The following is a 26,141-nucleotide window of genomic DNA, read 5'->3' on the forward strand; positions in this document are numbered from 1 at the left end:
TAAGCGAGATTGTAATGAGTCAACCTGAATCGACTTCCCAAAATGTATTACCGACCTGGGTCGAGTCGTCACTCATCAAAGGCATGCTGCGTGGTATCGAGCGTGAAAGCTTGCGTATGCAAAGTGATGGTTTCCTGTCACAGGCAGCGCATCCTCGTGCCTTGGGTTCAGCCTTGACTCATCCACATATCACCACAGACTATTCTGAAGCGTTGATGGAGTTTATTACTCCGCCACAGGACAGTATTAAAAAAGCACTGGATTACCTCAGCGATATTCATGCGATTGTGCATCGTCATCTAGAAAATGATGAAAAGCTCTGGCCTTTGTCGATGCCCTGCATGCTGGATAGCCGCGATGACAGCATTCCGCTGGCGCAGTATGGCAGCTCGAATATCGGTCTGTTTAAAACCTTGTATCGTCATGGTTTGGGCGTGCGTTATGGTCGCCGCATGCAGACGATTTCAGGGGTGCACTACAACCTGTCTTTCCCGGACCATCTGTTCGAGGCCTTACAACAGCAGGAACAGGACGAGGCACTGAAAGTGCTGAGCTTGCAGGATTATCGTAGCCATCGTTATATGGGCCTGATCCGCAACTTTATTCGTCTGACTCCACTGGTGATGTTCCTGGTGGGGGCCAGCCCGGCAGTCTGCCAGTGCTTTATGACCGGTCGTGATCATCATTTGTTGCCTTTGGTAAAGGGCACCCTGTATACCCCTTATGCGACAGCATTGCGTATGGGACGCTTTGGCTATCAAAACTCTGCGCAGAAACAGCTCGGTATTTACTACAATAATTTGCAGGACTATCTGGACGGACTGCAAAAGGCGGTCAAAACGCCGTATAAACCGTTTAGCCGTTTGGGACTAGATGATGCCAATGGCCAGCCGATCCAAATCAATGATCATGTGCTGCAAATCGAAAATGAATATTACAGTCTGGTGCGTCCGAAACAGGTGCCGCTTGCAGGTGAAACGCCGTCACAGGCCCTTGAAAATCGCGGGATTGCCTATGTCGAGTTACGTGCCGTCGATGTCAATCCCTATAGCCCGATTGGGATTAATGAAGATACGGCCGGCTTCCTCGAAGTGGTAGCTTTGTACTGTTTATTGCAGGACAGTCCGGCGCTCCTTAGCGATGAACAGGATATTATTGAGCAGAATCAGGCCGAGGTGGTGAACCGTGGCCGTGCGCCAAATGCGGCAATTATGGAAAATGGCCAGTCTTATCCGATTGAAGACTGGTGTGCCATGCATTTGCAGCGCATGCATCCCCTGGCCAAGCTGTTAAATTCAGCCTATGACACTACTCTCTATACCGATGCATTAAAAACCATGATGATCCGGGTTGATGAAGTCGATGCCACCTTGTCTGCCCTAGTGGTCGGGGATACGCGTGAACAGGGCAGTATGTGGCATTTTGGCCAACATCTGGCCCAGCAACACAGCAGTGTCTATGAAGCGCATCAGCTCAGCCCGGAAACCCTGGCTTATTTTGAAGAAATGTCACAAAAGTCATTGCAGCAACAACAGCAACTCGAGCAAGATAGCAGCGTCAGTTTTGCTGATTATTTAGCCCAATATCGATAAAAAATAAGAGGATTCACCATGCAATGGGGTTATCGCTTCGTGAGTGGTCTGTTGTTTCTGGCTGCCGTCATCGGCATGGCATTTGCCTTATATCTTGAACATGTACAGGGTTTGGCGCCTTGTCCGCTCTGTGTCTTCCAGCGTGTCGGATTAATCGGATTGGGGATCATCTCACTCATCGCATGTCTGCATAATCCTGCATCCAATCTCATGAAGCGACTGTATGCCTTGCTAGGTTCGCTCAGTATTCTATGGTCTGTGGGTGTGGCTGCCCGGCATGTCTGGCTACAGAACCTGCCACCGGATCAGGTGCCGAGTTGTGGTCCTGGTCTGGAATACTGGCTGGAGACCTTGCCAATGCAGTCCGTGCTGCAACAGGTCTTAAATGGTTCAGGGGAATGTGCCGCGATTGACTGGACTTTCTTGGGTCAATCTTTACCTGTCTGGTCTTTGATCTTCTTCAGTATTTTATTGTTGATCAGTTTATGGCAACTGTTGCGTAAATATAAAAAGGCACCGGTTAAACGACTCAGAGATAAATATTAATTCCGTATTTAAAAAAAGCCCTCAATCGAGTAATGCCAGTCAGTTAAGCAGACATTAGAAAAATGTAGTAAAAATGAGTGTATGCCAATACGCTCATTTTTTTTATGACTTTATCTGAAAATTTAGATTGCACCCTTCAACATTCTTTGCCTTCACTCAGCCATTTCAGTGAACTCATTGATTTAAACTGGATTAAAGAAAGCCTACATCAAACAGGTAAGGCTTCTATCAGGAGAAGAAAATTACCTGCCGAACATGTGGTATGGCTGGTAATTGGGCTTGCCCTATTTCGAGATCAACCGATCGGGTATGTCGTAGAGCAACTAAAACTTGTGTTTGGTACAACAGAATATTGTGTCCCCAGTGCAGCAGTGCAAGCACGACAACGTTTAGGACGAGAGCCCTTGAATACCTTGTTTTCTCTACTCAGCCAAGCCTGGTTTGAAGAATCCCAACAGCAATACTCAAACTTTCATGGCCTTAGTGTATGTGCTGTTGACGGGGTGGTTTGGTCTATGCCTTATACAGACGAGAATTTTGAACACTTTGGCTCATCTAAGGGTAAAACCGCTGCAGCCCCTTATCCACAAGTGAGAGCAACCTGCCTGGTAAATACCAGCACCCATGAAATCATTGATGCCCAAATAGGTAGCATGGATCAGGGTGAACTTACACTGGCAAATCGATTATGTCCTCCATCGCATAGTATTACCTTGTTTGATCGAGCCTATTTCTCTGCTGATTTCTTGATTGACTGGCAAACACGAGTAGAAGCCAGTCATTGGTTAATGAGAGCAAAAGATAATTTACGCTATGAGATCATTAAACGTAATTCCCCGCATGACTTTCAAATCAAAATGCCTCTTTCAGCTAGAGCCAGGAAGCTAAATCCATCATTAGGAGAATATTGGGAAGCGCGTTTGATTGAAGTTGAGCAGGCAGGGAAAATTAGACGTTATATCACTTCATTAATGGATTCAAAGGCATATCCACTGATAGGCTTGGCGAAGCTTTATGCCCAGCGCTGGGAAATAGAAATGTGTTACCGAGAAATCAAAAGTGATTTACAGGAAGGTAAGCATTTGAGGAGCAAGCAACCTGATTTAATTTATCAAGAATTATGGGGGTCTTCATTGCCTATAATATTCTAAGAAGACAAATGAAACATATGGCTCAACGTGCAAAAGTCAGTCCTTTGAGAATCAGCTTTCATATTGCCTCTATCAGCATCCTGAATATATTAAGATTTGATTCTTTAGACTCCGCAGGGAATTTACCTAAACATCTAGAAAGTTTACTGGAGAAATCGAGGAGGTATGTTTTGCCTGAGAGAAGGGTTAGAAGTTGCCCACGAGTTGTGAAAGGAAAACCGCAGAAATACCCAAGAAAATGCCAGTCAATTTCTTAACTGACTGGCATTACCTCAATCGAGGGCTTTTTTTATTTACTTCAGTTTAGGTCAGGGCAATGCCTTCCAGACTGTCCAGATCCATCACATATTCATGAATCTGATCAAAGGCTTCATCTTCTACACTTGGATAGAACCAGCGTGCCACCTGCTCGGCCACCAGCGGATGATATTGAATTTCAAAATGGTTCAGGCCGTAAAAAATCGCCTTGTTTGCGTCCGGGACTTTGAGCTGGAAACGCGGATTGGGATGCTCGCCCAAAGCACTTTTAATACTGACCAGATAATCACCAATTACATGCAGGGTCTTGTTCTTGCGGTTTTCAAACTCGATGGTGCCGGCGACCAGATAGGTGTCGATATGAGAGGGAATCGGGGCAGGTTTACGGTGATCATCCATAAAGCCGATCCGTAGCGGATTATGCTCCCAGTCATCATCCCGGACGCTGCCATGGCGCAAATCCAGAATACCGTTACTGCGAATATTGACCAGATGGCCAAGCAGCCGGATCAGTGGAAAATGTCCAAGTTTGTCCTGCAAGCTAAAACCAAAACGTTCCAGTACCGCACCATGATGCGGTGAACCCAGACAAACCAGATTCTCCACCATGTTGACCCAGCTATAGACATTCTGCTTGCCATAGAACAGTGCGCTGCGTGACACCAGCCCACCCATGCTATGGCCGATGAGGTCAATACTGGTAATTCTCGGATTACGAGCGACCAGATCCTGCAAGGTATTCGCCAGACTGCGGCCATTGGCAGAAATCCGGCGTCCGGTATTGTAATTCAGATAGAGCATGGTATTGCGGTCGCGCTGCGCCAGTAATTTTGCCCCAATGCCTTCATATTTGCGATTCGACCAGTCTAAATGGTTCATGCATAAGCCATGCACAAACAGGATAATACGACCGCTCAGCTCACCTTTTTGCAGCGAGCCATAATGGTCATAAATCACCATTGGCAGAGCCAGAGGGTTCTGATATTTCAGCAGATAATCCCCGATAATGCCATTTAAGACACTGACCAGAAAATGCAAGGAAGGCGTCAGCGGTTTATTATGTAGTTTTGGGAAACGTTCAATAATCTGGCGCAGACCCGGGGCAATCAAGGTATTGCCATAATGAAACAACATGTCATAAGACATTTGATAGAGCCGCACAATCGAAGGAATATTCTGAATTTTTTCTGAGTTATTTTCACTTAAACCAAAAATACTCATTAAAATTTCGCGTTGAATACTCTTGATCAGCTCCTGGATCACATCGTTAAAGCGCATCGTTACCAGCTGCGCCAGACCTTCCAGTACATCGGCCTGACTCGGCGGGGTTCGGTCCCATCGACAATAGGTTTCATGTAACGGTGTCAAACTTGGCATCTGATCCTGTCCTTTCAATGAGCCGCATGTGGTGCCATCTTTCTTTTTAAAGAACTTCGCGGTATAAATTCTTTTTCTTGTTGAGTTTCCGGATTTTGAGGGCCTCAGCTTAAAATAACGAGAATGAGAAAAGATTTTGGGCTTTTTTGTCAGACAATTTAAGCAATTAACTGGTCTTATAAAGTAGTGTACTTCACATTATTTAAATTAAATTTTGATGATTGATGGGTTTTTTGTTGGTAGTTCATGAATATCATTTATTTGCATGGTTTCAAGAGTAATTCCAACTCGATCAAGGGGAAATTGCTGCAACATTACTGTGCAAAGTATCCTGAAATTCAGGTACATTTACCCGATTTAAACATGTCACCGAACGCTGCCATTGCACATGTTTCTGGCCTGATTGAATCGATGCATGATGTGGCGTTACTGGGCAGCAGTCTCGGCGGATTTTATGCGACACATCTGGTCGCACAGCATGCTGTGCCTGCTGTACTGATCAATCCGGCAATGCGACCATGGCAACTGTTTCGTGAACTGTTTGACGAGCAACTGCCTTATCAAGTCCATCCGAACTGGTGTCTGGATGAGGCAGATCTGTTACAACTGCAGCAATTGGCCCTGCCTGTTGCACAAGATGCAGACAAAATACTGGTTCTGCTGCAACAAGGCGATGAAGTTTTGGATTATCGTGAAGCACATCGTTATTATAGTGCTGCGCATCCCCCTGCAATGCTGATGACTGAAGCGCATGGCAGTCACGGGATGGATGATTTTGCGGAAAAAATTCCGTTCGTCTTACAGTTTTTATTGGACTGCATAAAAAAGGAAACCGAATAACGTGTCTCAATATACGGCTCAATCTCTTGAAGTTTTATCTGGTTTGGATCCGGTCCGTCGTCGTCCGGGCATGTATACCGATACTTCTCGTCCCAACCATTTGGCACAGGAAGTGATTGATAATGCTGTCGATGAGGCACTGGCAGGGCATGCCAACAAGATTACCGTCACGGTCTATAAAGATGGTTCTTTATCAGTCGAAGACAATGGCCGTGGTATGCCGGTGGATATTCACCCTGAATATGGCCAGAGCGGTATTGAAATTATCATGACCAAACTGCATGCCGGCGGTAAGTTCAGCACCGATAATTACCAGTTTTCCGGTGGTTTGCATGGCGTCGGGATTTCAGTGGTCAATGCGCTTTCGACCCGTGTAGAGGTCGAAGTTCAGCGTCAGGGTAACCTGTACAGAATGGCCTTTGAAAATGGTGAACCGGTGGCACCGCTTGAAGTACTGGCAGGTAAGGCACCGAAACGGGTATCAGGAACTACGGTACAATTCTGGCCTGAAGCCAAATATTTTGATTCTCCTAAATTTGCCTTAAAAGCGTTAAAACATAATCTCAAAGCCAAAGCTGTTTTGGCGGCGGGTTTACAGATCAATTATGTTGATCAGATCAATGATGAAAAGATCACCTGGCAGTTTGAAAATGGTCTGGTTGATTATTTGATGGACGAGCTGGAAGACCGTGAAATTATTCCGGCACCGGCTTTTGTCGCCACAGGTGACGCAGAGCGCGCCAGCGCAGAATTTGCAATTTGCTGGAATGTCGAAGGGGGTGAAAGCGTCCAGGAATCTTATGTCAACCTGATTCCGACCGCACAAGGCGGAACGCATGTGAATGGTCTGCGTTCAGGCGTCACCGATGCGATGCGTGAATTCTGTGAACTGCGTAATTTGCTGCCGCGGAATATGAAACTCTCTGCCGAAGATGTCTGGGACGGCGTCAATTATATCCTGTCGCTGAAATTCCAGGAGCCACAGTTCTCGGGTCAGACTAAAGAACGTCTGTCGAGCCGTGAAGCAGCTGGGATTGTGCAGAATATCGCCAAGGATGCATTTGCATTGTGGTTGAACCAGAATTCTGACATCGCCATGCAACTGGCTGAAATGGCCATTTCCAAAGCCGGTCGCCGTTTAAAAGCTGCGAAAAAAGTAGAACGTAAAAAGATTGTGGCAGGTCCAACTTTGCCAGGTAAATTGTCGGATTGTGTAGGCCATGATCTGGATCAGTCAGAACTGTTTATTGTGGAAGGGGATTCTGCGGGTGGTTCGGCCAAGCAGGCGCGTGATAAGAACTTCCAGGCGATTATGCCAATTCGTGGAAAAATCCTGAATACCTGGGAAGTCTCTTCTGACGAAGTTCTAGCATCGCAGGAAGTACACAATATTGCGATTGCCATTGGCGTTGATCCGGGTTCGGATGACTTGTCTGAACTGCGTTATGGCAAGGTCTGTATCCTAGCCGATGCCGACTCGGATGGTCTGCATATTGCCACTTTGCTGTGTGCCTTGTTTGTAAAGCATTTTCCTACACTGGTCGAGGAAGGGCATTTATTTGTAGCGATGCCGCCATTATTCCGTATTGATGACAATAAAGATGTGCACTACGCTTTGGATGAAGATGAGCTGAATAGCATCCTGAAAAAATGCAAAACCAAGAATCCGCAAATCACCCGATTCAAGGGTCTGGGCGAGATGAATGCCAGTCAGTTACGTGAAACCACACTTGATCCAAACACGCGCCGTCTGGTGCAACTGGATCTGGATGATGCTCATCATACTGCAGGTTTATTGGATAAACTCTTAGCGAAAAAGCGTGCTAGTGACCGTAAAGACTGGTTGGAGCAAAAAGGTAATCTGGCAGATTTGGTGGTTTAAACTATCGAATTTAAGTAATAAAAAATCCCGCAAGCGCGGGATTTTTTGTTTTAAAACAGTGCAAAATTTATTCAATAGGCTGCACTTTATTTGTACATCATCTTCTATATCACTTCTGCCATGTTTTCATTGCTCTTTGCATGACCTATTTAGAGTTGAGTTCGGATACAGCATTTAAATACCGATTTAATTCTTTTTAGTATTACTAAATCAATGATTAATAATACAAATAATGAGATCAGTTAAAGTAAATTTTTTTATTTTTTGAAGCCTTGGCACAGAAATTGAATCATTCCATCCAGATGTACAACAAGACAAGCATGAAAAATGCACCATTATAAAGTTTGGAGAAAAATCTGATGTTCCAACGCAATTTATTTTCAAAAAGTATTTTAGCCGCAACCATGGCAGGGGCTGTTGCATTAACGGGGTGTTCAAAATCTGCTGAAAAAGCAGAAGCCCCGGGCGCAGAAAGCAAAGTCGCAGACAGCGGCGACACGATTAAAGTCGGGATCCTGCATTCATTGTCAGGCACGATGGCAATTTCTGAGACCTCACTGAAAGATACGGCCTTAATGGCGATTAAGGAAATCAATGATAATGGTGGGGTACTGGGTAAAAAACTGGAACCTGTGGTGGTCGATCCAGCATCTGACTGGCCACTGTTTGCAGAGCAAGCACGTCAGCTGATTACCCAAGACAAAGTCGCGGTAATTTTCGGTGCATGGACGTCGGTGTCACGTAAATCTGTCTTACCAGTGGTTGAAGAGCTGAATGGCTTATTGTTCTATCCCGTACAGTACGAAGGCCAGGAACAATCCAAAAATATTTTTTATACCGGTGCTGCGCCTAACCAGCAAGCCATTCCAGCCGTGGAATACTTGATGAGTGAAGAGGGCGGTAAAGCGGAGCGTTTTGTTCTGCTCGGTACAGACTATGTTTACCCACGTACCACCAACCAGATTTTACGTGCTTTTTTAAAGTCTAAAGGCGTGGCTGATGCGGACATCATGGAAGAGTACACGCCATTTGGTCATAGCAACTATCAAACCATTGTCGGCAATGTGAAAAAATTCGCAGCTGGTAAAAAGACTGCGGTGATCTCGACCATCAATGGCGACTCGAATGTGCCGTTCTATCGTGAATTGGGTAATCAGGGCATTAAAGCCTCTGATATTCCCGTCATGGCGTTCTCGGTGGGTGAAGAAGAACTGCGTGGTATTGACACCAAGCCATTGGTCGGTCATTTGGCGTCATGGAACTATTTCATGTCAGTGAAGAATCCGGTCAATACAGAATTTACCAACAAAATGAAGCAGTATGCAGTGGAATTCAAACTGCCGAATGCTGACAAACTGGTGACCAATGACCCAATGGAAGCGACCTATGTCGGGATTAATATGTGGAAGCAAGCCGTTGAAAAAGCAGGTTCTACAGAGGTCGATAAAGTCCGTGAAGCGATGGCAGGTCAGGAATTCAAAGCACCATCGGGCTATACCCTAAAAATGGATGCAAGTAACCATCACTTACACAAGCCAGTCATGATTGGCCAGATTCGTGGTGATGGTCAGTTTGATGTGGTCTACAAAACATCTCAAACTATTCAAGCAGAGCCTTGGAGCCCGTACATTCCTAAATAATACCTATCTTTTGCCTGCTACAGCCGTAGCAGGCATCCTCTGATTTTTTTCTTACTCTCCACGGAAAACTTCCAATGGAATAGGGGTGTATATAATGAATATTCGTGTGAATATCGCCACTATTTTTCTGTTGTGTATACAAATATTTTGTATGCAAATGGCAACAGCAGAAACCTCTTTACAACACAATAATTCAACCATAGCGATACAACCACAAGATGCGATTCAGCAATTTGTGAAAGGTGATTTTGCTCAACGTCGTGCTTTACTCAATCAATGGCCAGGCAGTATTGAACAGTTAGATCAGCTTGCAGAATATGTTGAAAACGACCAGCTTTATAGCGATTCTCAAGGACAAACCTATATTTTAGAAGCCGATGATCAGTTGCTCAGTTATCCAAGTTTAGATGCTGTTGCAGATTGGCCAAGCGACCTTGCACAAGTCACTTTGGTGAATACCTTGCGTAAAGCATTGACCTTTGGTTTGGCACAAAGCAAGTTGAAGTCGGATGATGCCTCTGAGCGTTTAGAAGCGATTGATATTTATGAAAGCAATCTTGCGGAACTTGATATAGCACATATCAATGCGCTGTATTTAAAAGAACAAAACAATAAAGTCAAAGCCCGTTTGGCACAACTGAAAGCGCGTCTGGATTATGAAAACTCAGATGTGCTCGTCAAAATTCAAGCCGCAAAAATTTTACAAGATTCTAATCGTCCTGATGTCTTGGCGATGATCGACAATGAGTTGTCACAGCCGACTATCCATCCTGAGCTGAAAGCAGCTTTAGTCGAAGCAAAAAGCGAGATTAAAACCAGGATTCAAGTCAGTGAATGGACAGGACATTTATTTTCAGGTTTAAGTACCGCCAGTATTTTGTTGCTTGCTGCACTGGGTCTTGCGATTACCTACGGTTTGCTCGGTGTGATTAATATGGCGCATGGTGAGCTCATTATGATTGGCGCCTATACCACTTATGTAGTGCAAAGCCTGTTTAAAAGCTATTTGGGCAGCTATGTCGATTGGTACTTAATCGCCGCGATTCCTGCGGCATTCTTGGTGAGTGGGCTGATCGGCATGTTGATTGAACGTACCGTGATTCGTCCATTATATGGTCGTCAATTGGAAACCTTACTTGCAACCTTTGGGGTCAGCCTGATTTTGATGCAATTGGTACGCATGACTTTTGGTGCGCAAAATGTCGAAGTGTCGAATATTTCGTGGCTATCAGGCGGGATCTCAATTACCCCAAGTTTAATGCTGCCGTATAACCGTATTGTGATTATTGTCTTCACCATTGCAGTGCTTTTGTTGTTGGTTTACCTACTGAATAAAACCCGTTTTGGTTTGTTTGTACGTGCGGTGACGCAAAACCGTCAAATGGCACAAGCCGTTGGTATTCGTTCAAGCCGTATCGACATGATGGCCTTTGGTTTAGGTTCAGGTTTGGCCGGTTTAGCGGGCTGTGCTTTGGCACAAGTGGGTAACGTCGGGCCGGATTTAGGGCAAAACTACATTATTGATGCCTTCTTGGTGGTGGTTGTCGGTGGTGTAGGTCAGGTGTGGGGTGCAGTCCTTGCAGCGCTTGGTCTAGGTATTAGTGGTACCGCCTTGGAAATTGGCATTGGTGCGGTACTGGCAAAAATTGTTCTCTTGGTGCTTGTGATTTTGTTTATTCAAAAACGTCCACAAGGTTTGTTTGCCATCAAAGGCCGTTTTGTGGAGTAAGCACATGAAGATTACACAATTATTATCCGACAAACCGCATAGTGGCATTGCGATTGCCGTATGCTTTGCCATTTTATTGGCATTGCCATGGTTACACCTGTTACCTGCCGATTCAACCCTGCATTTATCTGCGTATTGGGTCACCTTGATTGGCAAAATCATGTGTTTGGCTCTGGTCGCTTTGGCACTGGATTTAGTTTGGGGCTATGCCGGAATTTTAAGTTTAGGACATGGTTTGTACTTTGCCCTTGGCGGTTATGCCTTTGGGATGTACTTAATGCGCCAGTCTGCAGGGGATGGCATTCCTGACTTTATGCGCTTCCTTAGTTGGACGGAAGTGCCATGGTTTTGGGTCGGTACGGAATACTTCCTTTGGTCATTGGTATTGGTGGTATTAGTGCCGGGCATCATCGCCTTTATTTTCGGCTTCTTTGCCTTCCGTTCCAAAATTAAAGGCGTGTATTTCTCGATTATTACCCAAGCTATGACTTTTGCCGCTGCATTACTTTTCTTCCGTAATGAAACCGGCTTTGGTGGCAACAACGGCTTTACCGGTTTTAAAACCATGCTAGGTATGGACATTACCTCGGCATCTATGCGTGCCAGCCTGTGCTTTATCACCGCATTGGTACTGCTGCTCTGTTTTGTTGGGTTACGTCATTTAATGAATAAACCTTATGGCCGTGTGTTGGGGGCGATTCGTGACAGCGAAAATCGTCTGCAATATTTGGGCTATCGCACGCTTTGGTACAAGCTCTCTGCTTGGGTGCTTTCTGCTGTGATTGCAGGGATTGCAGGCGCGCTGTATGTGCCGCAAGCAGGCATTATTAATCCAAGTGAAATGAACCCGGTGAACTCGATTGAAATGGCGGTGTGGGTGGCAGCGGGTGGTCGTGGCACTTTAATTGGCCCACTAATTGGTGCAGGTGTCATTAACGGGGTAAAAACCTATTTCACCTCGGCTTATCCGGAAGCATGGCTACTTATTTTGGGTGCGCTATTTATTGTGGTGACCATTTTCTTACCGAAAGGCATTATTGGTCTGTTTGACCGTTTTAAAAAGGAGCGTAGCGAATGAGCGAGGTCCTACAACCGCATGGTGGTCATGCCGCTGAAGGCTATGGCCGTCCTAAAGAACAAGGCGCGGATTTTACCCATGGTATTGCGCTGTATTTAGAAAAAGTCAGTGTTTGGTTTGATGCCTTTCGTGCCTTAAACGATTTGTCGCTTTATATAGAAGAAGGCGAATTACGCTGCATCATTGGGCCGAACGGGGCAGGGAAAACCACCCTCATGGATGTGATTACCGGTAAAACGCGACCAACCGAAGGCACAGCATTTTTTGGGCAAAACTACGATTTAGCCAAAATGAGCACTGAACAAATTGCGGAAGCAGGCATAGGGCGCAAGTTCCAAAAACCGACCGTGTTTGAAAATTTCACCGTCATGGAAAATCTGCTTCTAGCAGCACCCAAAGACAAACGTGTGAAAAAAAGCCTCTTTAGCAAGCTTGATCCGGATGCACAAAATGCCTTGGATGAATCCCTCACTCAAATTCGTCTGCAAGAGTTCATTAATAAACCTGCTGGCTTGCTGTCACATGGTCAAAAGCAATGGTTAGAAATCGGTATGTTGCTGATGCAACGCCCTAAACTGATTTTGCTTGATGAGCCTGTGGCAGGGATGACTGATGCCGAAACCGAACGCACGGCAGAGCTGTGTTTAGAACTCAAGAAAAATCACACCCTCGTTGTGGTCGAGCATGATATGAGTTTTATCGACACCATTAGTGAAAAAGTCACGGTATTGGCGCAAGGCGCAATTTTAGCAGAAGGCACATTGGCAGAAGTACAAGCCAATGAAGATGTCATTGAAAAGTATTTAGGACGTTAAGGAGACCGTGATGTTAGAAGTCAAAGACGTCAATCAATTTTATGGTGGCAGTCATATTTTACGTGATGTGTCGTTGACTGCACCTGTGGGTGAGTGTTCGGTGGTGCTTGGGCGCAATGGTGTAGGGAAAACCACGCTCCTTAAATGTCTGATGGGTATTTTACCGATTAAATCCGGACAGATTTTGCTGGATGGCAAGGACATTTCGAAACTCAGTCCTGAACAGCGTGTCCGTGCAGGTCTGGCTTATGTGCCCCAAGGTCGAGATATTTTTTCAACTTTAACCGTGGAGGAAAACATCCTCATTGGTATGGCGAAATTTAAAGGCGCAAAGACACGCAAAGTGCCTGAGCATCTCTATGAAATTTTCCCTGTGTTGGATGAAATGAAGCATCGCCGTGGCGGAGATTTGTCTGGTGGTCAGCAGCAGCAGCTTGCCATTGCACGAGCACTTGCTTCTGAACCGCGTGTGCTGATTTTGGATGAACCGACTGAAGGTATTCAGCCATCCATTATTAAAGACATTGGACGGGTGATTCGTAAACTTGCTGATGGTGGTGAGATGGCGATTGTGCTGGTTGAGCAGTTTTATGACTTTGCTGAAGAACTTGCTGATGGATATACCGTAATGGCACGTGGCCAAGTCGTGGCGCAAGGTGTGGGTAGTGAAATGCCGGAGAAAGGCATTCGGGAGTTGGTGGCAATTTAAGGCTTTTAGCTCCTTCTCCTATGGGAGAAGGCGGGGGATGAGGGTTTATCTTTATTTACCTCTCCCTAACCCTCTCCTTTTAGGCATAGGTATCTACACAATTCCTGAACTTTGCGTTAAATTGAAGAGCATGCTCTTCAATTTAACATCTCTGGCCTGGATCAGCGTCTTGTCAAGCGCTATAACAGCCTTGTAAAGCTCAATATGAACCCTCTTGCTTCACTTGCTCCGGCAATCAAAGACCTGGCTTCTGCCCAAAAGTCGAGTTTCGCAACCACACAAGCGGTCTGGCGATTCCTGAATAATGACAAAATCTCTTTTAGTCAGTTAAACCAGCCAATTGAACATCTTGCATGTGAACAGATCAAGGCATCACCGCATCAATATGCATTGATTGTTCATGACTGGTCTCAGCTACAGTATGTGAAACACCATCATAAAATTCAGCGCCTGCAAAGAACCCATCAATATGATTCAGGCTATGAATTGCAAAGCAGTCTGCTGGTTGATGCAGCCTCGGGACTACCTATTGCGCCACTGGCGCAGACACTATCAGATGCCTCAGGCTGCTATTCCACATTCAGTCAACACTCTGCTGGGCGCAAATCTCATCTAGATTCACTTACCGAACAAATCAAAGTGATTGAACAATATCCCATTGAGAAAACATGTGTTCATATCATTGATCGTGAAGGTGACTCCATTGCCCACCTAAGGGAAATGAGCAGCCAGGGTTTTAAATGGCTGATTCGGGCGAAAGAAGGCCATCGAATTGAGCATCAGGGCAAAACATGCAAAGTTGCAGAAGCCGCAGAACGAGTAGAAACGCAGCAGGTCCAGCCGATTGCCTATAAAGGAAACCGGCATATGTTGCATGTGGGAGAAACTGCTATCCGGATAACACGTGCAGCAAAACCGAAGAGAAATGACGATTCAGGCCAACGGGTTGCTCCCCAGCCAGGGAGTGCGATTGAAGCCAGATTAATTGTTGCCGTAGTGAAAGATGATCAGGATAAGACCGTCGCAAGATGGTCACTAATCAGCAATGTTCCATCAGAGATTACTACGGTAGAGATGACGACCTGGTATTACTGGCGCTGGACAATTGAATGCTATTTCAAGCTGCTCAAGCAGGCAGGTCATGATATTGAAGCATGGCTTCAGACCAGACCTGAAGCCATTTTAAGGCGGTTACTGATTAGCTGTATGGCTTGTGTTTTAACTTGGCGAATCCAGCGTTCTGAAGATGAACACCATCAGAAAATTCGTGTATTTCTCACCCGTCTTTCAGGTCGGCAGCAGAAAAGAGGTAGGTTGGAAAGTGCACCTGCCTTATTGGCAGGGCTTTCGATTTTACTGAACACTCTTCAACTGCTCTCGGAATATTCAATAGATGAACTCAATGAGATAGCCACAATGGCATTAGGTATCTCATAGATGTGTAGATACCTATGCCTAGAAGGAGAGGGAAAAAGCCTCCCTGAGCAAGATATAAGCACTGCTTTATATCGAAGCGTAAGAAAGGGAGGTTTGGAGGGATTAAATTTTAAATCTCCTCTTACCAAGCAGAGCTTCTCATCTCCTAAAGAGAGAGGGGAATTTTCTTTTTTGAATAATGGAGGAATTAGATTTCTGTATTTTCATCCCAAAGGAAGTACATGCCAAATTGTCCGGTTCTAAATTCACCGCCTATCGCTTTGCCGGTATCAGTTAAAAAGTGCTTATCATTTTCAAGTTTAAGATAGCCTTTATTCACCAGCTGTTCGAGCAAATCAGGAGTCTTGAGTCCAACTTTGGAAGCAAGTTTTGCTGTTGTTAATTTCTTGAACTTTACATTTTCTTGTTCTATTTCATGCTCAGTTTGAGTCTCAACCTTATCTGTTTTAACTTCATCTAAGCTAATCCGAACTTCTTCGCTAATCCGAATTATGCGCTGCGCTTCTTCATAAGCATCTTTAAAGACGTCATCATCTTCATACTTACTAATCAAAATGCCCATTTCATTATTATTGACCTGGCTAAATTCATATAAGTTCAAACTCGAAATAATACATTCCGATTCATTGAGGTAGCATTTTGCATGCAGATTTTTGCAGAAACTCAAACGGACATAGTCCAGTTTTTGAATCCATTTAATTTCTTCAGGATGCAAATCACTTTTGCCATAGACAATGCGAACATCAATTTTTAGCCGGTCTTTGTCTTCTAATAATTCTTTGATGCGGTCATTGAGACGTAAATACGGACTGATTAAAATTAGACGTTCTTTGGCATTTTTAATGAGTTCTTCTAAGAAAAAATTAGTTGCACTGGTATTTAGAAATTTAGCCATATTTTCCCTGTAATATTTTGAATATTATGTTTGTTATAGGGCAATAAGATATCGCTGAATCAGCAATCACTCAACCTTTAAATACATGCCATCCGCCGAGACATTATGTCCAAAACCACAAGACATCGGATTGCTGCTATTCACCGCAATCTGTTGTCCAATTTGAGCGTTAAACTGAAATTTCAAATCAATTTTGCAATCTTCTACGCTGTAATTGGTCTGAGCTTTATTCAATGGCATCCGGGTTGAAAATTCTCCTATATTTGGTCCATAAATCAGACTGCGCAAACCCATATAGAGTCCATTAAACTCAATTTGGTAGGCATTCGAAGCCCATTTAACTTCCATCGTATTCCACTGGCCAAAACCTGCATAGCGGACATATTTGCCTGCAAGATTCTTCGGTTTTTCTGGTGCAGGCAACTGTTTTAGATTGAACTGGCTGGCTTTAGCATTCGGAAAAACGGAAAACCAGGCGCGTGCCCATTGCGGCTTTCCAAGCTTGGCATAACTTAAGCCAACATTATTAAATGCCGTGGTGATATCACGCTCAGAAAAAGCTGTACCACCGTCTTCTACATTCATCGCACAAAAAGATGACCAGGCGGCTTGTTGTTTGAATTGCGCTATGGCCTTTTGATATTGTTTTTGGTCGTAGAATTTCTTGCCATTATTTGCATAGCTTTGCACTTGGCTACAGCCTGAACACAATTCTTTTTCAAAGTCTGAATCAGCAAAAGTGAGCATACTTAAACTTAAAAGACCAATAGACAATAGAGATTTATACATGGTGTTATTCAGTATGATTTTGAGCTGAATAAAACATAGCCGCTCGTATAAGTAAATAGAACTTGTGCTTATTAAACTGGATAACAACCAAATATCGTGATGGCCAAGTATTAAAAAGCTAAAGAGGAGTGTCCAGAAAGCAGTTCTGGAATAGCTTTAAACTAAGAATGAATCAAGCTTGATCCAGATTCAGTTGTAAGAGGACCAAATCACGCCATTGCCCAAACTTCTGTCCGACTTGCGGCATATAGGCAGTTTGAACGAAACCCAGTTTTTCATGCAGACGAATCGATGAGGTGTTTTCTGAATCAATCGCTGCGACCATGATATGCAATTTCTGTACTTGAGCCTGTTCAATTAAATACTGTAATAATTTAGAACCCAAACCTTGCCCTGCATAATCTGGATTTAAAAAGATGGAATGTTCTACCGTCTGTTGAAAGCCCTGAATACTACGAAACTGATCATAACAGGCATAGCCAGCAATGACTTGATTTTGAGTATCTTCAACCACAAAAACCGGGAAATTCTGATTTTTAAGCTGCTTAAACCAGATTTTGAAATAGTTCAAATCAAAGGCTGTTCTGTTCCAGGTCGCAGTACCATAGAGTACTTCCTGATTATAAATCTTGAGGATGGTTTCAAGATCATGTTCGGTCGCAGGTCGAATATCAAAATCAGGCATATTCTTGTTCTAGTAGAGGTGAGCTGAAATCACAGTTTAAAAAAAGCAGAACCGGAGTTCTGCTTTCGATCATACATCAATTAGAAATGATATTTCACAAGTGCGCTGACATTGTTTTCATCTTGATTTTTAAGACCAAACTTATTGTTCCACACTGAATGTTCAACACCGAGGTATAAACGGGTATCTGGAGAAATGTGTTTGCCCGCATTCCATTTCCACTGTGTAGTCCAGTTTAACTCGCTTGCTTGAGCGTCTTTTTCAGCAGTTGACCAATCAAGGAAGCCATCTACAAGAAAATCTTCAGCACCCAGTTTAAATGGCACACCATAGGTAAGCGTCATTTGATAATCGTCTTTATTGCCAAACACTTTTTCATTGTTTGCACGATAAAGATTTAAGCTTGCATATTGAAAGTATGGGATATCAAGGTCAAAGCCCACGCCATATAGGAAGTTATCAGCATTATCTGAACCTTCCCACGTTGTTGAAATAAGCACATCTTTCACTGGACCAAAGGCAAGTTTTTGGCCTGTAACTTCGCTTAAGCTTAAACGTGGTGATAACTCAAAGTACGTACTTTTAACATCATCGCCACCGCGCAGACGATCCATAAAGAAGAATACATCTGCATATTTAACTTTTGCAGCATATTCAACAGTTAAAGTAGTTTGCTGATCGTCTACAACTTCATAGTTTTCACCATAAAGACCTGTAACGCTAAAGTCCTGCCAAACTGGTTTTGCTTGAGCAAATGCTGCAGTTGAAGCCAATGCACAAAGTGCCGCAAGTTGTGTAAATTTCATTTAAATCTATCCCCCGAGAAAGCAGAATAAGCATACAGATTAATAAGTAAAAATAAAGTTAAAAGTGATCGCTGACTTAAATATATTTCAGCCCCCATGAGTTGAATGAAGACGATCATCTTCCTCAGTTTTCATTGCCTTTTGCTGATATTTCTCTAAATTATTATTTTTTAAATGAAGTTGAATATGTAGCGTCTTAAAAGACTGAATGTATAACTAGAAATATAAAATCACTTCAATTCAGGATGATGAGTTTAGAAAACCAGTAAAAATAGGGGGAATATACAGATTGTTTAGTAATTAATTTGAGCCTGAGGCTGAATAGCTTTGTTCTGTTTGTGTAATGAGGTTAGTTCTAAAATCTCAAATGACGGTCGTTTTATAAGCCTTTCTCAGCGTCGTAAAATAAGAGTGATCGGTCTTATATTTCAATTGAAAATCATTTTTGCAGTTTATTATTTTCGAATGACGAAAGAGTATTTTTCCCGGTTCTGCAAAAGCAACTAAATAATGATAAAGCATATTATCTCTTCAGAACTGTAAGGCTGACTAGGCGCTGATCTTATAAGAAAAACTATTAGATAAAAGTGAGCTAATTTTCATAAAAAAATACTTTTAATTTCTTTTTTTTAGGTTTCTTGGTCGAATGTTATTTAAGCGATTTATCGGTCTGGCTTAAAAAACATTTCAAACTAAATTGTGTGAAGAGTTGCGCAATTGCTGTTTGAAAAATCCTGTATTTTTGAGCTGAGTAAGCAGTTGTCACAATGGATTATTCTTTTGCTAAAAAACCAAAATATCACTTGCATATTTCCCAGATACAGCCGATATTCAAGATATAAGGACACGATTCTGCAGACTCAAAAATGTGTTCATCATTCAAAATGGAGGGTGTGATTCCAATCATTTGAAGAAGTGAAATGCGATGCGAAACAGCAAGCTACAAACGTGCCAAGATAAAAAATTTTGCACTCAAAAGTTACAAAGATTGAGGATGGTAATATATGAATATTGAACTTCGTACCGATAACCACATTCAGAATAGTGATCGTTTAATTACTTATGTACGGGAAGAATTAAATCAAGAATTCCAGCGCCACAGCGAACGTATTACCCATTTTTCAGTCCATCTTAGTGATGAAAATGGCGCCAAAGGCGGCGATGACGATATTCGTTGTATGATTGAAGCGCGTCCTGCAGGCTTGAAACCTGTCGTAGTCAATCATCGTGGCCATAATGTCGATACTGCGATCCATGGTGCAATTGACCGACTAAAACGTAGTCTGGAACATGTGATCGAGAAAAAAGACAATGTTCGTCCTGGTGCTCTCGAACTAGCAGACACAGATACTGCGGATATCGAAGACTAAGCCGAACCGATTTGAAAAAGCCCTGCGGGGCTTTTTTCGTATTAAACAAAAATATAGTTATGAGAAGCACAACAAATCCTGCTTTATTCGGCATAATAGTCGAAAACGAATCAAAGTGAGCTCCATCATGTTAACTGCGCAACAACAACTTTTTGTGCAAGCACTCGAAGAATTAAATCTGGACCAGGTCAAACAGCTGCTGGCAGATGGACTCAACCCGAATTTTATTGATCATGACAAAGGCCCGGTGATTTCGGTCTGGTCAGATGGCCTGTTTAAATGGTGGGAAGAAGTGTGTGAGCTGTATGAAGCCGGAACACCACTTTCAGAAGAGGAGAAACAGGCACGTTTGGCGGTACATTTACAGATTCTGGAAGAACTGATCCAGGCCAAAGTGAATCTGCATTTGTGGGATGCAGAAGAAATTTATGGTCCACTCTGGGATGCCGCAAGTGCCGCATGCGCGCCAGCTGTACAGCGTTTACTGGATGAAAAAGTCGATCCAAATAGCAAAGATGAAGATGGCATGACTATTTTATCTTCAATTAGTGATCTATTCTTTGATTGTGATTTTGATGAAATCAACTGGTCAGAAGCCTTGGATGAAGAAAAACAGACGCTAGAACTGCTTCGCAAGCATGGCGCAAAAATGACGAAAGAACTCAGTTAAATTTTAATAAAGAGCTCCAACATGACAACATTAAAAACCTTGGGTTTGATTGCACTGGCCGGTTGTAGTGCACAGCTTTTCGCAGCAGATTTTGAATTTGATCGACCAGGTGAGGGTCTCAGTACTGGAATTACTCCAGTCGGAAATGTCGCTTGGGAGCAAGGCTTGCCTACAGCGCGTTATAGCAAGTCGGGCGATCAGACCGCGACCACACTCAGTGCAGATATGTTGTTACGTACCGGACTCAGTGATGATCTGGAATTGCGTTTAGGTTGGGCTGGCCCGACCTGGACCCAAGTGAAATCCAATGGCCAGACCGAAGAAGATGATGGTCTGGGCGATGTTAGTATTGGTCTGAAAAAGGCCATTGATTTGGATGATGACAAACTCAGTATGGCTTTGCTGGCCGAAGCCATCATTGCAACAGGCAATGCCGGTTTCACTAATGAAGAAGATATTTACAGCTTGGGTTCTGTCGTGTCGTATCAATATAATGACTTGGTCAGTACCGCATTGACCATGCGTTATGAATGGCAGGACAGCAACTGGGCAGTGTCTGCGATTCCTTCTCTAGGCTACCGCATTACTGATCGCTGGTCAGGTTATTCTGAACTGATTTACCGTAAAGCGGAAAGTGTCGATAATCAATACGCACTCGGTACCGGGGTCATGTATGCTTTAAACGATCGTGTCCAGTTAGATGCGAATGTCGGTGTAGATCTGGATGGTGCAGATCGAAGCTACTTCTCAGGCCTAGGTTTCTCTGTACTGTTCTAAGTTATTCAACTCACAGATGATGAAATACTCGCAGTTCCCGACCTGGGGGAAAATACTTGCCCCGGTTATTTTGGGAAGCACCTTGTTCAGCAGTCCTGCTCAAGCGGAAACTGCATTGTTGTCTGCCGATCAGGCTTTTCCTGTGAGCGTGATCTCCACCAGTCAGCAGCAGGCTGAACTGAGCTGGCAGATTCCGGACAACTATTATCTGTATCAGCATAAAATTGAAGTCCGGCAGGGCAACCAGCCGGTGACGTTTGAGTTGCCACCCGCTGAAGATTTATATGATGACAACTATGGGCATACCCAGGTTTATTATCAGCAGTTAAAGTTTCAGATCCCGACTCAGGCGGGGCGATCCTATCAGGTTAGCTGGCAGGGTTGTGCCAAAGACCGGATCTGTTATCCGCCACAAACCATTCAGTTCAAGACCGATTTGTCCGGTCTGGTGCAATTTGAAGCTGCCGGATCAGGAACAAAGCGTTTACTTGATCTGAATACTTCATCACTGCAACACAATACCCTGTTTAATACAGCAGATTCTTCAGAATCTACAGCAGATGAAATCTCTGCATCAGCCAACACACAAACCGAACCCTATGCAGCACAAGACCAGAAATGGTCAGCCCAACTGCTTGAACGCTCTTTGGGCTATGGGCTTTTGCTGTTTTTCGGCCTGGGAATTTTACTGGCGTTTACGCCGTGTTCCTTGCCGATGCTGCCGATTCTGACCTCACTGATTGTACGTGACAGTAAAGGCCTGAAAGCCTGGATGATTGCACTGACTTTTGTCAGCAGTATGGCCGCTGTCTATGCAGTACTTGGCCTAATTGCATCTTCGGCCGGCCTGAATTTTCAGCGCTGGTTGCAGCAACCTGGGACTTTAATTGCTTTTAGTGTGCTATTTGTCCTGTTTGCCCTGAATCTGTTTGGCCTGTTTGAAATCAAACTGCCGCAACGTCTGGTTCATCGTCTGGATCGGGCACAGGCCATGCAGCAGGGAGGTAGTCTGGTCAGTGCGGGCGTTATGGGCATGATTTCGGCGCTTCTGGTAGGACCATGCATGACCGCACCACTGGCAGGTGCATTGTTGTTTATTTCCCAGACACAAAGTCAGTGGCAGGGGGCTCTGTTGCTGTTTACTCTGGGTTTTGGGATGGGCACGCCTTTATTGCTGGCCAGTATTCTGGGGGCACGGATTCTGCCTAAAGCTGGGCACTGGATGAATCAGATCAAAGTGCTCTTTGCCTTTATCATGCTGGCACTGGCGCTGTATTTTATTCGCCCACTCATTTCAGAAGCGGCTTTACAATGGTTATCCTTAGCTTTGGGTATGACCTTCGTGGCTTATGTGCTGTTCCGGATTTTCTGGCATCGTACCGGTTTGAGATGGCTATATATCCTGTGTCTAGTACTGGCCGTGCCTTATATTGCTTATAGTCAATATCAGCACAGTCAGCGTTTTTTTGTGGAGCAGGCGAGCACAGAAGCCAACTGGCATTTAGCACGTAGTGCAGCAGAATTTCAGCAGATTTTGGACAGGGCACCACAAGGGCAAAAGATTATTATTGATGTCTACGCCGACTGGTGTGTTGCCTGTCAGCCGATCGAACATCGTATTTTAAAATCTGCAGCGGTACAGCAGGCGCTTGCGCCATATTTCCTGATCAAGCTGGATTTAAGCCAATATAATGTCTCTCATCAAGCGCTGTTAAACCAATGGGAAATTCTCGGGCCGCCGACGTATTTATTCTTGAATGCGCAGCAGCAGGAAATTAGGGGTTTACGTTTAACCGGTGCTTTTAGCGAGGCAGAATTGCTGGCACAGCTGCAAGCGTTGGCTCAAAGTGAAAATCCATAATTTAGTTCTTAAAAAAAGCTGAACCCGTTTAAGAAACCTGCATCTGTACTGGCACCGGTTCAGCATAAGCTTTGACCAGATTACGCCCACCGGCTTTGGCCTGATAAAGCGCCTGATCGGCCTGACTCAATAATTGTTGTGGGCGTAATTCCGCGCTAGAAATGGCAATCCCGAAACTGGCGGTCACCGGAATCAGCTCATCCTCATCACTGAAAATCTGCAATTGCTGAATGGCGATGCGGCAGCGTTCAGCCACTTGTTCGGCTTTTTCCAGACTGGTATTTTTAAGCACCAAAATAAATTCTTCCCCGCCAAAACGGCCGACTATATCACTTTCGCGCAATTGCTGATTCAGCACGGCACTCACTTCGACTAAGGTTTCATCACCCTTATGATGGCCATAGTGATCATTAATCTTCTTGAAATGATCCAGATCCAGTAAGACCAAGGCGTAATTTGGAGTGGCTGCAGCATTCAGTTTATCCAGACATTGGTTGATGCTACGGCGGTTAAACAGGTTGGTGAGTGGATCAATCTGGCTCAGTTGTTTGATCAGCTGCTCGCGATGACGCCATTGACTGAGCAGAATCTCGAATAACACCATGCAGACGGCCAGAATTGGCAAAATAAAATACAGCATCGATAACAGCCAGAAACCATTATAGAAAAGCTTGTCATCGATATTAAAGAGCGGTGAATAAGGTAATTGATGACTGAAACTTAAATAGGCACATCCGCCCAGAAAAATGGAGGCAGGAATCAGCATGCTATACACCAGCGTGCGATGAAACAGCACCAGACCGACCATAATTAAGCAGACGTAAGCGGTGGTAGCGACCGGACTGATCACGCCGACAATATAGGCATCCCGGCATAGCGAAACCACAAAGGTGCCGACTGCCAGATAGGGTAGATAACGTTCCACCAGACGGTTGCCCTGAAATTTATAACAAGGATAAATCAGTAAGGCTAAAATCAATAAAAAACTGCCGTTCAGCACGACTTGTGAATGAACCCGTTCAATCTGTACATATTGCCAATACTCAGGATTGAATAAAACAAAGAGATCCCAGCCGAGCCAGGTCAGATGTACACCGCATCCCAAAGTCAGCATCAGGATGCATTTCTTCAGGATACGCCAGTTCATCACGACTTCATCTTCGACCAGATATTTCTTGATTCTGTGTCTTAGCACTTTTTCTAATACAGGCGATATTCGCTTCATGGTCCCGGTCTGACTTTAATTGTTATGGCAGATTTTTTAAGACTTATTGGATATTTATAGCTTTATTTACACAAGATAACATAAGTTTGAATGCTTGATAAACAACAATATTTAAAACATTTTTGTGATTTAGTTGATATCTGATCTGCTCATTCTTTGCCGATAGCGTAAGTGATCTAGGCTATGCCAAAGGGTTCTCATCAAAATTAAAGAGGTTAAGAGGTATACAGTTTTGTTCTAAATTCAGGATGATGTGTTTTATTTGTGCTAATTATTTCAATATGGTCAATCGTTAAAATGGCTGCATTGTTAGAAACAACCAAAGATAAAGAGCGAAGCCATGAAAGTTTTACAGATTGATTCCAGTATTTTAGGAGATGCTTCTATTTCGCGTCAGTTAACTCAGGCCGTGGTGGAACAATTGCAGCAAAAATATGCTGAGGCCATTGAGGTTGAATATCTGGATCTGGCAGCACAGCCTATTCCCCATCTTACCGCCGAAATTTTAATGGGCCAGAATGCAGAACAGACGGCATTGGGCGAGGAAATTTTAGAACAATATTTGCAGGCGGATGTCGTGGTGATTGGTGCAGCGATGTATAACTTCGGTTTGCCATCGACCCTGAAAGCCTGGATTGACCGGATCTGTGTCGCGGGACGCACCTTTAAATATACCGAACAAGGTCCTGTGGGTCTGGCGGGCAATAAAAAGTGTATATCGCCAGCAGCCGTGGTGGTGTGTATGGTGAGCAAAGCCCGGCTGATTTTCAGGAGGCTTTCTTGAAAACCGTATTTAACTTTACTGGCGTGAATGATATTGAAGTGATTCGTGCTGAAGGGGTGAACATGGGAGAAGCGGTTAAAGCCCAAGCGCTACAAACTGCATTGCAGCAGGTTCAGGCCATTTAAAACCTAAAACCTCTTTTCAAAGGGTCAGCTACGGCTGACCCTTTTTATATGCTAAATCATGCTTAATCCCGATCCAGACGATGGGCAAATTCTGCAAGATCGGTCAGCGCCTGTTTGGCTTCATCGAACCAGGCGCTGAACATCTGGAAGTTGTGCCACATGCCGGTATACAGTTTAAATTCGACCTCGACACCTGCCTGCTCCGCTTTTTCTTTAAAACGGCTAGCATCATCCAGCAGAATTTCCTTGGAACCTACCTGAATATGAATCGGTGGCAAACCGGTTAAATCGGCAAAAAAAGGAGAAACTTCCGGATCACCCCGATCAATTGAACGCGGTACATAATATTCAATCCCGGTTTGAACTGTTTCCAGAGACAGCAGGGCATCATGCTTCTGGTTATAACGTAAAGATTCACTGGTCAACGTTAAATCTAGCAGTGGAGACAGCAGAATCAGACCGCTGACCTGTGGCAGACTTTCCTGCTGTATTTTGAGTGCCAGCGCCAAGGCCAGATTGGCACCGCAAGAATCGCCGGACAGAATAATATCTTTGGCCTGAACACCTTGATCCAGCAGCAGATTATAGACATCAAACAAGGCTTCTAATGCTTCTGGATAGGCAGATTCAGGTGATAGCGGATAATCGACATGCAGTACCTGCATCTGGGTTCGAGCCGCAATTTGAGTCATAAAGGCGCGATGGGTATTTAAAGAACCTAAGTAAAATGCGCCGCCATGAATATGAAAAATCAGCTGGGTCGATTCCTGCTGCGGCTTAATTTCTTCCGCGTGCAGTCCGGCCAGTCGAAGCGAGCGAATCTGTACCGTTTTATCCTGAGGGAAAAGTTTGCACATCTGTTCCAGAGCAATGCGCATTGAACTCGGTGGAAGACTGAATCTGCTCGGGGCACGAATGGCCGTTTTTAAAAAGCTTTCTGTAATTAATTGTTTCGTTAGCGGGCTTATCTTCATCTTCCTTCCATCTTTTTGTGCTTTTATTGATCGTGTAGATTATTTACCAACCATATTTACAAGGTTACACTAAATAGTCACAGCTAAAAATTGAAAAATTGTTGTGACTTTTTAATACTACATGGG

General features: G+C 44.1%; 21 protein-coding genes and 2 pseudogenes. 16 read left to right on the top strand and 7 right to left on the bottom strand.

What is annotated here, in order from left to right; translation table 11 throughout:
* Nucleotides 1–14 precede the first annotated feature (14 nt).
* The 3 genes and pseudogenes from gshA to HGD77_RS00830 all read left to right on the top strand — a co-directional run bounded on the left by gshA (nucleotide 15) and on the right by HGD77_RS00830 (nucleotide 3,546).
* On the top strand, nucleotides 15–1,592 hold the full coding sequence (gene gshA, locus HGD77_RS00820) for a glutamate--cysteine ligase (RefSeq protein WP_005105318.1): 1,578 nt from the start codon (nucleotides 15–17) through the stop codon (nucleotides 1,590–1,592).
* Nucleotides 1,593–1,610: 18 nt separating this feature from the next.
* The gene (locus tag HGD77_RS00825; protein ID WP_005261513.1) at nucleotides 1,611–2,138 is read left to right on the top strand and encodes a disulfide bond formation protein B; all 528 of its coding nucleotides are present in this window, start codon (nucleotides 1,611–1,613) and stop codon (nucleotides 2,136–2,138) included.
* Nucleotides 2,139–2,242: 104 nt separating this feature from the next.
* Nucleotides 2,243–3,546: pseudogene (locus tag HGD77_RS00830) on the top strand (IS4 family transposase).
* Between the two features lie 46 nt (nucleotides 3,547–3,592).
* On the opposite strand, the gene HGD77_RS00835 reads toward HGD77_RS00830, so the two are convergent.
* Entirely contained in the window at nucleotides 3,593–4,924 is a 1,332-nt protein-coding gene (locus HGD77_RS00835) for an alpha/beta fold hydrolase (protein ID WP_168730601.1), read from the bottom strand.
* Between the two features lie 246 nt (nucleotides 4,925–5,170).
* On the opposite strand from HGD77_RS00835, the gene HGD77_RS00840 reads away from it, so the two are divergent.
* From HGD77_RS00840 to HGD77_RS00875, 8 genes are all read left to right on the top strand, one after another.
* The gene (locus HGD77_RS00840) at nucleotides 5,171–5,764 is read left to right on the top strand and encodes a YqiA/YcfP family alpha/beta fold hydrolase (protein WP_005261523.1); all 594 of its coding nucleotides are present in this window, start codon (nucleotides 5,171–5,173) and stop codon (nucleotides 5,762–5,764) included.
* A gap of 1 nt (nucleotide 5,765) precedes the next feature.
* On the top strand, nucleotides 5,766–7,646 hold the full coding sequence (gene parE / locus HGD77_RS00845; protein ID WP_005261524.1) for a DNA topoisomerase IV subunit B: 1,881 nt from the start codon (nucleotides 5,766–5,768) through the stop codon (nucleotides 7,644–7,646).
* A 359-nt stretch (nucleotides 7,647–8,005) separates the two neighbouring features.
* Entirely contained in the window at nucleotides 8,006–9,286 is a 1,281-nt protein-coding gene (gene urtA, locus HGD77_RS00850) for an urea ABC transporter substrate-binding protein (RefSeq protein ID WP_005261529.1), read from the top strand.
* 94 nt (nucleotides 9,287–9,380) lie between these two features.
* Complete coding sequence (gene urtB / locus HGD77_RS00855; protein ID WP_005261530.1) at nucleotides 9,381–11,015, top strand: urea ABC transporter permease subunit UrtB; 1,635 nt, start codon at nucleotides 9,381–9,383, stop codon at nucleotides 11,013–11,015.
* Between the two features lie 4 nt (nucleotides 11,016–11,019).
* The gene (urtC, locus tag HGD77_RS00860; protein ID WP_168730602.1) at nucleotides 11,020–12,093 is read left to right on the top strand and encodes an urea ABC transporter permease subunit UrtC; all 1,074 of its coding nucleotides are present in this window, start codon (nucleotides 11,020–11,022) and stop codon (nucleotides 12,091–12,093) included.
* Nucleotides 12,090–12,908 (top strand): urea ABC transporter ATP-binding protein UrtD, encoded by an 819-nt coding sequence (gene urtD, locus HGD77_RS00865; protein WP_168730603.1) that lies wholly within the window; start codon nucleotides 12,090–12,092, stop codon nucleotides 12,906–12,908. The genes urtC and urtD overlap by 4 nt, the downstream gene beginning before the upstream one ends.
* A 10-nt stretch (nucleotides 12,909–12,918) precedes the next feature.
* Nucleotides 12,919–13,617, top strand: a complete 699-nt coding sequence (gene urtE, locus HGD77_RS00870) for an urea ABC transporter ATP-binding subunit UrtE (RefSeq protein ID WP_004729117.1) — start codon at nucleotides 12,919–12,921, stop codon at nucleotides 13,615–13,617.
* A gap of 204 nt (nucleotides 13,618–13,821) precedes the next feature.
* Entirely contained in the window at nucleotides 13,822–15,054 is a 1,233-nt protein-coding gene (locus HGD77_RS00875) for a transposase (protein WP_004730312.1), read from the top strand.
* Nucleotides 15,055–15,241: 187 nt separating this feature from the next.
* On the opposite strand, the gene HGD77_RS00880 is transcribed toward HGD77_RS00875, so the two are convergent.
* From HGD77_RS00880 to HGD77_RS00895, 4 genes are all read right to left on the bottom strand, one after another.
* The gene (locus tag HGD77_RS00880) at nucleotides 15,242–15,949 is read right to left on the bottom strand and encodes a phospholipase D family protein (protein ID WP_168730604.1); all 708 of its coding nucleotides are present in this window, start codon (nucleotides 15,947–15,949) and stop codon (nucleotides 15,242–15,244) included.
* A gap of 66 nt (nucleotides 15,950–16,015) precedes the next feature.
* Nucleotides 16,016–16,738: a hypothetical protein gene (locus tag HGD77_RS00885; RefSeq protein WP_005267686.1), complete on the bottom strand. Its 723-nt coding sequence runs from the start codon at nucleotides 16,736–16,738 to the stop codon at nucleotides 16,016–16,018.
* 172 nt (nucleotides 16,739–16,910) lie between these two features.
* Nucleotides 16,911–17,423, bottom strand: a complete 513-nt coding sequence (locus HGD77_RS00890) for a GNAT family N-acetyltransferase (protein WP_005267684.1) — start codon at nucleotides 17,421–17,423, stop codon at nucleotides 16,911–16,913.
* 80 nt (nucleotides 17,424–17,503) lie between these two features.
* Nucleotides 17,504–18,229 (bottom strand): outer membrane protein OmpK, encoded by a 726-nt coding sequence (locus HGD77_RS00895; RefSeq protein ID WP_005105335.1) that lies wholly within the window; start codon nucleotides 18,227–18,229, stop codon nucleotides 17,504–17,506.
* Nucleotides 18,230–19,233: 1,004 nt separating this feature from the next.
* On the opposite strand from HGD77_RS00895, the gene HGD77_RS00900 reads away from it, so the two are divergent.
* From HGD77_RS00900 to dsbD, 4 genes are all read left to right on the top strand, one after another.
* Nucleotides 19,234–19,599: an HPF/RaiA family ribosome-associated protein gene (locus tag HGD77_RS00900; protein ID WP_004647220.1), complete on the top strand. Its 366-nt coding sequence runs from the start codon at nucleotides 19,234–19,236 to the stop codon at nucleotides 19,597–19,599.
* A gap of 127 nt (nucleotides 19,600–19,726) precedes the next feature.
* Nucleotides 19,727–20,269 carry a hypothetical protein gene (locus HGD77_RS00905; RefSeq protein ID WP_004647221.1) on the top strand — a complete coding sequence of 181 codons (543 nt, stop codon included), beginning with the start codon at nucleotides 19,727–19,729 and terminating at the stop codon, nucleotides 20,267–20,269.
* Between the two features lie 21 nt (nucleotides 20,270–20,290).
* Nucleotides 20,291–21,046: a transporter gene (locus HGD77_RS00910; RefSeq protein ID WP_004281287.1), complete on the top strand. Its 756-nt coding sequence runs from the start codon at nucleotides 20,291–20,293 to the stop codon at nucleotides 21,044–21,046.
* 19 nt (nucleotides 21,047–21,065) lie between these two features.
* Complete coding sequence (dsbD, locus tag HGD77_RS00915) at nucleotides 21,066–22,907, top strand: protein-disulfide reductase DsbD (RefSeq protein WP_005267682.1); 1,842 nt, start codon at nucleotides 21,066–21,068, stop codon at nucleotides 22,905–22,907.
* 28 nt (nucleotides 22,908–22,935) lie between these two features.
* On the opposite strand, the gene HGD77_RS00920 is transcribed toward dsbD, so the two are convergent.
* Entirely contained in the window at nucleotides 22,936–24,132 is a 1,197-nt protein-coding gene (locus tag HGD77_RS00920; RefSeq protein ID WP_005267681.1) for a GGDEF domain-containing protein, read from the bottom strand.
* Nucleotides 24,133–24,472: 340 nt separating this feature from the next.
* Here HGD77_RS00920 and HGD77_RS00925 point away from each other — a divergent pair.
* Nucleotides 24,473–25,041, top strand: a pseudogene (locus tag HGD77_RS00925) (FMN-dependent NADH-azoreductase).
* A 62-nt stretch (nucleotides 25,042–25,103) separates the two neighbouring features.
* On the opposite strand, the gene HGD77_RS00930 reads toward HGD77_RS00925, so the two are convergent.
* Entirely contained in the window at nucleotides 25,104–26,015 is a 912-nt protein-coding gene (locus tag HGD77_RS00930) for an alpha/beta hydrolase (protein WP_168730605.1), read from the bottom strand.
* Nucleotides 26,016–26,141 lie beyond the last annotated feature (126 nt).

It is taken from the genome of Acinetobacter sp. NEB149 (genome assembly GCF_012516415.1).
GTDB lineage: Bacteria > Pseudomonadota > Gammaproteobacteria > Pseudomonadales > Moraxellaceae > Acinetobacter > Acinetobacter lwoffii_V.

What these genes read in the sequence shown, in the direction of transcription:
- HGD77_RS00885 (WP_005267686.1), bottom strand. Translation starts at nt 16,738, where the DNA reads ATGTATAAATCTCTATTGTCTATTGGTCTTTTAAGTTTAAGTATGCTC.
- HGD77_RS00890 (WP_005267684.1), bottom strand. Translation starts at nt 17,423, where the DNA reads ATGCCTGATTTTGATATTCGACCTGCGACCGAACATGATCTTGAAACC.
- HGD77_RS00905 (WP_004647221.1), top strand. Translation starts at nt 19,727, where the DNA reads ATGTTAACTGCGCAACAACAACTTTTTGTGCAAGCACTCGAAGAATTA.
- urtA (WP_005261529.1), top strand. Translation starts at nt 8,006, where the DNA reads ATGTTCCAACGCAATTTATTTTCAAAAAGTATTTTAGCCGCAACCATG.
- HGD77_RS00920 (WP_005267681.1), bottom strand. Translation starts at nt 24,132, where the DNA reads ATGAAGCGAATATCGCCTGTATTAGAAAAAGTGCTAAGACACAGAATC.
- HGD77_RS00895 (WP_005105335.1), bottom strand. Translation starts at nt 18,229, where the DNA reads ATGAAATTTACACAACTTGCGGCACTTTGTGCATTGGCTTCAACTGCA.
- HGD77_RS00880 (WP_168730604.1), bottom strand. Translation starts at nt 15,949, where the DNA reads ATGGCTAAATTTCTAAATACCAGTGCAACTAATTTTTTCTTAGAAGAA.
- HGD77_RS00910 (WP_004281287.1), top strand. Translation starts at nt 20,291, where the DNA reads ATGACAACATTAAAAACCTTGGGTTTGATTGCACTGGCCGGTTGTAGT.
- urtB (WP_005261530.1), top strand. Translation starts at nt 9,381, where the DNA reads ATGAATATTCGTGTGAATATCGCCACTATTTTTCTGTTGTGTATACAA.
- HGD77_RS00900 (WP_004647220.1), top strand. Translation starts at nt 19,234, where the DNA reads ATGAATATTGAACTTCGTACCGATAACCACATTCAGAATAGTGATCGT.
- gshA (WP_005105318.1), top strand. Translation starts at nt 15, where the DNA reads ATGAGTCAACCTGAATCGACTTCCCAAAATGTATTACCGACCTGGGTC.
- HGD77_RS00835 (WP_168730601.1), bottom strand. Translation starts at nt 4,924, where the DNA reads ATGCCAAGTTTGACACCGTTACATGAAACCTATTGTCGATGGGACCGA.
- HGD77_RS00825 (WP_005261513.1), top strand. Translation starts at nt 1,611, where the DNA reads ATGCAATGGGGTTATCGCTTCGTGAGTGGTCTGTTGTTTCTGGCTGCC.
- urtD (WP_168730603.1), top strand. Translation starts at nt 12,090, where the DNA reads ATGAGCGAGGTCCTACAACCGCATGGTGGTCATGCCGCTGAAGGCTAT.
- HGD77_RS00840 (WP_005261523.1), top strand. Translation starts at nt 5,171, where the DNA reads ATGAATATCATTTATTTGCATGGTTTCAAGAGTAATTCCAACTCGATC.
- urtE (WP_004729117.1), top strand. Translation starts at nt 12,919, where the DNA reads ATGTTAGAAGTCAAAGACGTCAATCAATTTTATGGTGGCAGTCATATT.
- HGD77_RS00875 (WP_004730312.1), top strand. Translation starts at nt 13,822, where the DNA reads ATGAACCCTCTTGCTTCACTTGCTCCGGCAATCAAAGACCTGGCTTCT.
- urtC (WP_168730602.1), top strand. Translation starts at nt 11,020, where the DNA reads ATGAAGATTACACAATTATTATCCGACAAACCGCATAGTGGCATTGCG.
- dsbD (WP_005267682.1), top strand. Translation starts at nt 21,066, where the DNA reads ATGAAATACTCGCAGTTCCCGACCTGGGGGAAAATACTTGCCCCGGTT.
- HGD77_RS00930 (WP_168730605.1), bottom strand. Translation starts at nt 26,015, where the DNA reads ATGAAGATAAGCCCGCTAACGAAACAATTAATTACAGAAAGCTTTTTA.